The sequence below is a fragment of the Thermomonas sp. genome (assembly GCF_047606765.1).
Lineage (GTDB): Bacteria > Pseudomonadota > Gammaproteobacteria > Xanthomonadales > Xanthomonadaceae > Thermomonas.
Genome location: NZ_JASGED010000099.1, coordinates 1 through 2,676, shown reverse-complemented (window position 1 = coordinate 2,676; position 2,676 = coordinate 1). Strand labels below are relative to the sequence as shown.

3 protein-coding genes and 1 pseudogene are annotated in these 2,676 nt (G+C 63.2%); all 4 read right to left on the bottom strand.

The annotated features are described in order from the left end of the window. Positions 1-666: ammonium transporter (locus QM612_RS09530; protein WP_415253660.1), on the bottom strand; the 666-nt coding region annotated here is incomplete at its 3' end. Positions 667-686: 20 nt separating this feature from the next. Further along, a complete protein-coding gene (locus QM612_RS09525; RefSeq protein WP_415253659.1) occupies positions 687-1,025 on the bottom strand; it encodes a P-II family nitrogen regulator in 339 nt (112 codons plus the stop codon). A 34-nt stretch (positions 1,026-1,059) separates the two neighbouring features. Beyond that, a complete protein-coding gene (locus QM612_RS09520) occupies positions 1,060-1,791 on the bottom strand; it encodes a TorF family putative porin (RefSeq protein ID WP_415253658.1) in 732 nt (243 codons plus the stop codon). Positions 1,792-2,210: 419 nt separating this feature from the next. Continuing rightward, a pseudogene (gene glnA, locus QM612_RS09515) lies at positions 2,211-2,676 on the bottom strand (glutamine synthetase); the annotation flags it as partial.

Genomic DNA, 2,676 nt, shown 5'->3' with positions numbered 1-2,676 from the left:
GAGGGTGAACCACAGCACCGAGAACAGCAGCACCGACTTGAACTTGATGCGTTCGGCGAAGGAGCCGACGATCAGCGCGGTGGTGATGGCCGCAAACGTGCCCTGGAAGGCGATGAAGGCGTACTCGGGGATCGTGGCAAGCGCGCCGATGCTGTCCGGCGTGACGCCCTTGAGGAACAGCTTGTCCAGCGAACCGATGAACTTGCCCGCGCCGATGAAGGCCAGCGAGTAGCCATAAACGGCCCACAGCACGCTGATGAGCGAGAAGATCACCAGCACCTGCGCCAGCACGCTCAGCACGTTCTTGGAACGCGCCAGACCGCCATAGAACAGGGCCAGGCCGGGGATGGTCATCAGGATCACCAGCAGGGTGCTGGTCAGCATCCACGCGGTATCACCGGAATCGATGGTGGGCGCGGGTGCTTCTGCTTCCGCTGCTGGTGCAGCTTCGGCGGCAGCCGGTTCAACCGCTGCGGCGGCGGGTTCGGCGGCAGGTTCGGTCACGGCATCTGCGGGTGCAGCTGCGGCTTCCGTGGTTTCGGCAACTGGCGTGGCGGCATCCTGCGCGAATGCAGGCAGTGCCGAAAGCGCGGCCATGCCGCAGAGCGCGGCCAGTGCCAGCGCATGGGCCCGGGTTTTCCACCCTTGGATGAAACGCATCTTCATGGGAAGTCTCCGTGTGGTGGTCAGAGGGCGTCGGCGCCGATCTCGCCGGTGCGGATGCGGATCACCTGATCCAGCGCGGTGACGAACACCTTGCCGTCGCCGACCTTGCCGGTACCGGCGGACTTGGTGATCGCCTCGATGGCGGCATCGAACATCGCATCGCTGACTGCTGTTTCAATCTTGAGCTTGGGCAGGAAATCGACGACGTATTCGGCACCGCGATACAACTCGGTATGGCCTTTCTGGCGACCGAAGCCCTTGACCTCGGTGACGGTGAGGCCGGACACGCCGACCTCGCCGAGCGCCTCGCGCACCTCGTCCAGCTTGAACGGGCGGATGATGGCGGTAATCAGTTTCATTGAACGCCTCCTGTGGTGTGGTGGATGCGCGCCATCAGAACGACTTGGAGAACGTCACCACGAAGGCGTCATCCGCCCCGGCGATGTCGGTGTCGTTGTACGAGGCCGCGATGCTGAAGCCGCTCTCGAAGCTCTTGGTCACGCCGGCTTTCCAGAACGAATAATCCAGTGCGCTGTAGTGGTTGACCCACTGCTTGCCGACGGCGGCATTGAGCGTCCAGCCCGGCGTGAACTCCCAGTTGGCGGCCACGTCCAGATTGCCGCTGCCGTCGGAGTCCGGAATACCGAACAGATCGGTGGTGGAGTGCCAGTACTTGGCGCTGAGAACCTTGTAGGTGACGCCGGCGTAGAGTTCCAGCGTATTCGCGCTGTTGTAGCCGGACGGATAGCTGCCGGGATACCAGTAGTAGTTCGCGCCGACGTCAAAGCCGACATCGCTTTCGCCAAACTTGCCGCTGTAGCCGACGAAGCCATCCAGTTCGACCTGGCTGGAAACCGCCGGGTCGGCATCGGACAGCCAGCTGATGCTGCTGCCCCAGCCACCGACATAAAACCCGCTGTCAGCGGTCCAGGTCACGCCGCCCTGCAGGGCCGGCTTCTTGTTGGTCTGGGTAACGCCACGGAACAGGTAATCGCTGGTGACCGCGACGCTGCCACTGGTGCCAGCATGCGCTGTGGAGGCCGCAGCGATGCCGGCCAGTGCAAGCGCCATCGCGGCGCGGCGGATGGTGTGGGTGGTACGTGTGCAACGGTCGTGAGACGACATGACGCAGGCTCCTCATGAGTGGTAGCCCTCCCCGGTCAGTGCTTCGTGCTCTTGCAATGCAGGACGGCATGCCTTGTTCGTCCTGCCTGCTGCGATCCTTCGATCGCGTTGTGTCCCCCTGTCATCCTTGCGCGTGGCCCCGCCACGCATGGCCCGCATCCGCTCCCTCGTCCCGCTTCAAAAAGGCCCGGAAGGGACGCGCCCGTCGGCACGCCCTCCCGGCCTTCCGATCCTCGCCGGGGAGGGAGCGAAGCGAGGATCAGCCCGCTTCGCCCTGATACAAAAACCGCATCGGACAATGGTTCGTTTCGTCATTCCGGCGAAAGCCGGCATCTTTTCGCAGATGGCTGTCTGCGTTTCCAGCTCCTTGTTGGACATTGAAAAGCTGGATCCCGGCTTTCGCCGGGATGACGGCTTTGTTAGATCGCGTAATACATCTGGTATTCGAGTGGATGCGTTGCCGCACGGAACTTGGTGACTTCCTGCATCTTCAGCGCGATGTAGCCATCGATGAAGTCGTCGCTCATCACGCCGCCGGCCTTGAGGAACTCGCGGTCCTTGTCGAGGGCTTCCAGCGCCTGATCGAGGCTGGAACACACCTGCGGGATGTTCTTCTCTTCTTCCGGCGGCAGGTCGTACAGATCCTTGTCGCTGGGCGCACCCGGGTCGATCTGGTTCTTGATGCCGTCAAGGCCCGCCATCATCAGCGCGGTGAAGGTCAGGTAACCGGACTGGGTCGGGTCGGGGAAGCGGATCTCGATGCGGCGCGCCTTCGGATTGCTCACCCACGGGATGCGGCACGACGCGGAGCGGTTGCGCGCGGAGTAGGCCAGCATCACCGGTGCTTCAAAGCCCGGCACCAGTCGCTTGTAGCTGTTGGTGCCG